The organism is Novosphingobium nitrogenifigens DSM 19370 (assembly GCF_000192575.1).
GTDB lineage: Bacteria > Pseudomonadota > Alphaproteobacteria > Sphingomonadales > Sphingomonadaceae > Novosphingobium > Novosphingobium nitrogenifigens.
In genome coordinates this window covers 1-6,010 of record NZ_GL876927.1, presented here as the reverse complement: position 1 = coordinate 6,010, position 6,010 = coordinate 1, and the positions used below count along the sequence as shown (strand labels likewise).

Below are 6,010 nucleotides of genomic sequence, written 5' to 3'. Positions count from 1 at the left end.
AGCGAGAGCAATGCCCTGATCTTATCCAGACTCTGTGAGTCTGTCTTAGCGAGAGCACCTCCGGTACAATGGGGCGGATATTCGCGACGGATGGATATCACGCGCCCCATCACAATGCTGACCCGGCTTAAGCCGGGTCAGCATTGTGATTTGCCGTTTCCGGAGGCCCATGCCGCAACTGTTCTTCACGGATCTCGCCGCCCTGAAAATGCCCGCCGTTGTCGATGGCGTTGTCGATCAACTTACCACGGCCGAGATAGCGGCGATGGAAAGCTTCGGCCTTGTCGAGGGCATGCCCTTCATCCTCGGAGAGGATGGCAGCTACGACCACGACCTCAACAGGTTCTTTCGTGCCGCTCCGACCATGGGCGTTCGATCGCTGAACAGCCTGCGCGCCTATGCGCGCGATATCGTCGTGTGGCTGCGCTTCCTCGCGGAGCGGCGCGATGGAAAATCTTTATGGGCGGTGGATCGCGAGGACATCGCAGCCTTCCATAGGGCGCGCCGACTGTCATCCCCGACGCATCGCATATCAGCCCAGTCATGGAATCGTTCCATTGCCGCGCTCGACAAGCTGTATCGATGGGCGGTCGAGGAAAAGCTGATCGACAAGGCACCGTTCACCTATCGCCAGATGTGGGGGCGCACGACCGATGGGGGCACCGTCGGCATCGCAGCGAATATGGCCCGCGAGGCGGGCTCCCGTAAGCGAAACACCCGCTTCCTGTCGCTGGACCGCTATCTGCTGTTCCGCGATGTCGGGCTGCGCGGACGGCTTCCCGATGGTGGCGAAGATCCGGGCTGGTGTGGCCGCAACGGCGAACGCAATGCCCTCTTCGCGGAGCTGCTGGTGACGACCGGCTTACGGTTGCAGGAAGGTTCTAGCCTGCTGCTCGCGGAATTACCGGCACTCGACTCTCATCCCGATCAGCGTTCGATCCCGTTCCCGATCGCGGCGGCAACGGCCAAGGGCAACAAGGGCCGTGAGGTCCGATTACCGCTACGACTGCTCAGGCGGCTGCGTGATTATGCCGACGTGGAGCGCGCAAACGCGCTGGACCGCTACGGGCTTCGCCGGAGATGGGAACGAATCGAGGCGCCGTTGATGGTCGCCAGTCATGACCGGCGATCCCTTCGACTCGACGATCAGCCATCCAGTCCGATCCGCTTCAACAACCTTAATCCCGGCGAGCGCGGCCGGTTGATCCATCGGCAGTCGCGGGAGCCGCTGGTGCTGTGGCTGACCGAAGGCGGGCTGCCGATGCCGATGGCGGCATGGGAAGCGGTGTTTATGCGGGCCAGCGCGCGATGCCGCCGCTTCGGCCTCGACATCGATGTGACGCCGCACATGCTGCGCCACACCTTCGCCGTCCACATGCTGACGCTGCTGCTGCGCGAGCAGATGGCGTGGCTTCTGGAGGAACGCGCGGGCCGGATGAGTCCCGCCTATCGTCGTCTGATCGGCGATCCGCTTCTCAAGCTCCAGCGCCTGATGGGCCACAGCCGGATCGAGAGTACCTACATCTACCTCGATCATCTCGACGAATGCCAGGCGTTGATCGACGCAGCGGTCGAGCAATGGGGTCTGGACGTCAGCGCCGCGAGCGTAGCGGCGTGAAGCGGCGGGGCCGCCGGGCAACCTTCCCGGACATCGATGCGGACACGCCGCTGGACGGAATCAATCTGGCGACAATTACCGAAACTCACGATCCCCGGCGCTTTCGCGTTCTCCTCCAGGACGGTGGGGAGCGACTGGTTGACCTGACAAGCTGGCCGCACCCTTCCTTCACGATCGCAATGGCGCCACTCGTGCAAGAGCATATCCGCCAGTTGGGTCCGGCGCCGGTCGGTCGGTCGATTTACTGCAAGGTGCTCGATCTACGGCAGTTCTGGCGCTTCCTGGATGCCGCAGGGGTGAGGATCGATGGTCTTGACGGCATGACGGCCGACTTGATCGACAGCTATGAAAACTGGCTGAGGCACAATGGGAAATCCGAACAGCATCTCCGTCGAGTGCTCAGCCATCTGATCTCGCTGATGCGTCTTGCTGTCGAAATGTACCCTGGCCGCTTCCCGCCGGACATGGAGCATCGGCTGAGCTGGCTTGGAAGCGGCGAATTTATCCACTCCCGGCCACGGGACGCCTATAGCAGCGGCATCGCAGCCGCGCTTCGCTCGGCTGCCAGGAAACAGATCACTGAGGCGGCCGCACGCATCCTACTCGGTGATACGATGCCCGGGCCAAGGCCGGACATAGCCGCCAACCCGAAGCTGAGCGGCTTCTATGCCGAGGTTCTGCTTGCCCTTGCGCGCGATGGTAAGCTTAGCACCCGCGTTCCGCCATTACGGCTGCTCAAGAGCGGGCTTCAGAACAGTGGAAGCCCGCCCTTGAGCAGCACAACGCTACACGGTACAATCTATCTGACCCGCCTCGACTTCATCGCGTTCCTGGTGTCGCTGTCACTGGACACCGGGATCGAGATCGAATGCCTCAGAAGCCTGAAGGCAGACTGTCTCCGCAATCCGACACGCGGCTATGTAGAGGTCGAATATCGCAAACGTCGCGCGCGCGGTGCGGAATGGAAACATCTGCGGATACGCGACGGGGCCAGTTCCACACCTGGCGCGATCATCCGTCAGGCCATCAGCCTGACGGCGCGGGCGCGCCGATATCTAGGGACAGATGCGCTCTGGGCCTACTGGGATGGTTATAAGCTGCTCGAGGGAAGAAACAGCCGCGGAAGCGTAGAAGCCTTCGTCACGCATCATGCGCTCACGGATCATGAGGGCTGCCCACTCAAGCTCGAGCTGTCTCGGCTCCGCAAGACCCACAAGGCCGAGCGCTATCTGCAAACCCACGGCCAGCTTGCTGACTTCGCGATCGGTCACTCGATCCCTGTTGCAGCAAACCACTATGCTGATATCCCGGCATTGAGTCACGTTCACGAACGCACGGTTGCCGACGCCCTTCATGCTGCACTGGATGCCGCGTTGAAGCCGACACTCGTTCCGCCCGCCATGGAAAAGGCCGTCCGCGCCGATCCGGGCTCGGTCGAACTCCCGGTCGCAGCCGACCGCGTTCCAGCTCTCTTGGGCGGCGAAGAGGACGTATGGCTCGCAAGTTGCGGCGGCTATTATGAAAGCCCGTTCGCGTCATCGGGGGAAGCTTGTCCGACGCCCTTCTGGGGCTGCCTTGAATGTGCGAACGCCGTGATCACGACGCGCAAGCTGCCTGCGCTGATCGCGTTCGATCTGTTCATGATCGAGCAGCGTGCGGGAATGGACGAGGCGTCATGGTCGGCTCGGTTCGGCCGCGCTCATCATCGCATCGTCGATCAGATCATACCGGCGTTCCCGGCGCAGCTTGTGGCGGATGCGCGCGCGAAAGCCTTGGAAGCGGGATCAAACCTTCTCTATCTGCCTCCCGAGCTTGCGGCATGGTGAAACAACGGCCCGCCGCTGCGCTTGCGCCCCTGGCCTCGATCTATCGCAACCTCGACGATATCGTGCTCGCGTCCACACCGCTAAGGGCCGACGCAGATCGCGATGGCCTGTCGCGGTTCGGCGATGACCTATGGGATATGAACCCGGGGGTCTTCCAGGCGCGCGCTTATTGCAAAATGAATATGCTCGACTTCAGCACTATCGGCTGTCCAGTCGAGCAGCTTACGGCCAAGGAATATATCTTCGCTAGCCTGAATGTTCGCGCTGGCGAGAGATATGGTCGGCTTCGCCCGTCATCTGCGCGAAACGCACTGCAGCAACTCCAGCGCTTCATGGGCTATGTGCGGGAGCGACACGGCCGGTTCGATACGGCGCTGATCGATCAGGAGACGATCGACGATTATCGCGTCATGTTGCTCGCGACGACGTCCGGTGGCCGCCGCTCGTTCGCACGCTACCTGAAACCGATCGTGGAACTACGCCGGTTCGCAGCCTATCTGACCTGTGGAGGTCTTGCCTTCACGCCTTGGGGCGGGCGGACCATCTACCGTGTCGCCGGGTGTAACGGTCCAAAACCTGGAGAGAACCGGACGCCGCGGATCCCCGAGCCGGTGATAGGCGCACTGCTCCACTGGTCGCTGAAATATATCGAACTCTACTCGGTCGATATATTTGCAGCACGTGCCGAATTAACAACATTGCAAGCGAAACGCGCGGCTAGGCCGCACTTACGCCCGCGAACTGACGTGCTGGCACGCGTCAATGCCTGGCTCGATGAGCGGCGGAGATCCGGGCGCGGCGTCCCTGTCTGGGAAAATCCTAACAGGACGGGTGTTGCGCCAGCGCTGTCGCGCGCGACACCCCTGCGGGGAGAGGTCATCAACCTTCGCCTCATCACGTTCCAGATCGATGTGAATATGCAGTCGGTTCAGGAAAACAGCAAAGCCTATGACCTGATCCGCCAGGCAGCGATCGAACTGGGTGTCGAGCGTGGCGGCATGGACACGCCAATCTCGATAGATCCGGATACCGGCCGGCCCTGGCGGGGCCGGTTCGATGCCCACAGCCTGGTTGAGGAAGAGGTAAACCTTCAAACGGCAGCCTACATCCTGTGCGCCTATCTGAGTGGGATGCGCGACGGCGAGGTACAGGCGATGCGGCCCGGCGCCGTAGCGCGCTCATGTAGCGCTGATGGCATGATCGAGCGTCTGGCGGTCCGCAGCACGGTCTTCAAGGATCGAGGTACACGGGGCGAGGCTGCGGAATGGATCACTATCGCTCCGGTCGATCGGGCGGTTGCTATCGCGGAACGTCTTGCCGCCCACCACCGCCGTCATCGTGGCGAAGATGAACTCTGGCTTGTTCTCAATGGGCACAATGAAACGTCAGGACATGGAATCCCGCACATCGTGGCCCAAATCAATCGGCTCCGCGCTACGATCGACCAGCGCTATGGCAAGCCAGATGAGCCTGTCTTCCCTCTGGTGGAGGGGCATCCCTGGTCGTTTACGACCTTGCAGTTCCGACGAACGCTGGCTTGGTATATCGCCAATCGGCCGTTCGGAGTGGTTGCTGGCAAGATCCAGTATAAGCATGCGTCGGTCGCCATGTTCGATGGCTATGCGGGCTCTTCGGCTTCCGGCTTCCGACAGGAGGTCGAACAGGAACGCGCACTTGGCCAACTCGACGATATCGTCGAGCATTATGAAGCGCATCTTCGCTCCAAGCGCCTAGCTGGTCCCGCCGCATTACGCCTTACGCAGGAATATGATCGCGTGGGCCGGGAGCTTGGGCCGTTCCCTGGGCGTATTGTCGACAAGGGGCGCATCAAGGCGATGCTGGCACATCTGGCACGAACGCTTCACGTTGGCCATCTGACAGACTGCTTCTTCGATCCCGCCACGGCCCTGTGCCTCGATAAGCGCAACATGGGGCAAAGAGTAGACCCGCTGCTCTCGCAATGCGCCCCGGATCGATGCCCCAACTCCTGCGTCACGATGCGGCACTTGCCGGTATGGGAAGCCTCGATCGCCGAGACGGACGTGTTGTTGCGCAGCAAACGGCTATCGTGTGTTCAGCGCGAAGCGTTGAGGCGCGACAATGAGCGGAAGCGCAAGCTGATCGCGCCTCTGAAATCAGGAGATGCTGAATGACACTGCCCGTCAGCCGCACGACCGAGGAAGCGCTACGTCAGGCGCTTGCGCGCCTCATCGACGGATGCCCAACGCGAACCGATGGTCGCCTGACCGTCGCCAACCTTGCGCGCGAGGCTGGCATGAGCCGGGCAACGGCAAACCGCGCTACCGCCATCGTGGCCGCCTGCCGTGATGCCATTGCTGCTGCCAGAGCGAGAGGTATGCCACCGAGGGGCGGGCCTGAAAAGGCGAGAGAGGAGCGCCGGGCTATGCATATCCGCGCCCAGCACATCCAGGCCCGAGCCCTGCAACAAAGGCAGGAAGAGCAGCGCGCTGCGCGCGCCGCTGTCCTGCCGTTCCCGAGAAACGCCCATGTCCAGCCTCGCAATAAAAGAAGTGAGACACCCTAGACAGTTTAGATATCTGATCGA

General features: G+C 61.9%; 4 protein-coding genes. 3 read left to right on the top strand and 1 reads right to left on the bottom strand.

Features of this window, described 5'->3' with window-relative positions; translation table 11 throughout:
- The first annotated feature begins 169 nt into the window (after positions 1 to 169).
- From Y88_RS06865 to Y88_RS06855, 3 genes are read left to right on the top strand one after another with little or no spacing between them, the layout of a single operon-like run.
- A complete protein-coding gene (locus Y88_RS06865) occupies positions 170 to 1,618 on the top strand; it encodes a tyrosine-type recombinase/integrase (protein WP_018075838.1) in 1,449 nt (482 codons plus the stop codon).
- On the top strand, positions 1,615 to 3,444 hold the full coding sequence (locus tag Y88_RS06860) for a hypothetical protein (protein WP_018075839.1): 1,830 nt from the start codon (positions 1,615 to 1,617) through the stop codon (positions 3,442 to 3,444). Before Y88_RS06865 ends, Y88_RS06860 begins: the two co-directional genes overlap by 4 nt.
- Positions 3,438 to 5,597 carry a hypothetical protein gene (locus tag Y88_RS06855; protein WP_018075840.1) on the top strand — a complete coding sequence of 720 codons (2,160 nt, stop codon included), beginning with the start codon at positions 3,438 to 3,440 and terminating at the stop codon, positions 5,595 to 5,597. Before Y88_RS06860 ends, Y88_RS06855 begins: the two co-directional genes overlap by 7 nt.
- Before the next feature lie 32 nt (positions 5,598 to 5,629).
- On the opposite strand, the gene Y88_RS19515 is transcribed toward Y88_RS06855, so the two are convergent.
- Positions 5,630 to 6,010 (bottom strand): hypothetical protein (locus tag Y88_RS19515; protein ID WP_211207060.1); only part of this gene is annotated, 381 nt, incomplete at its 5' end.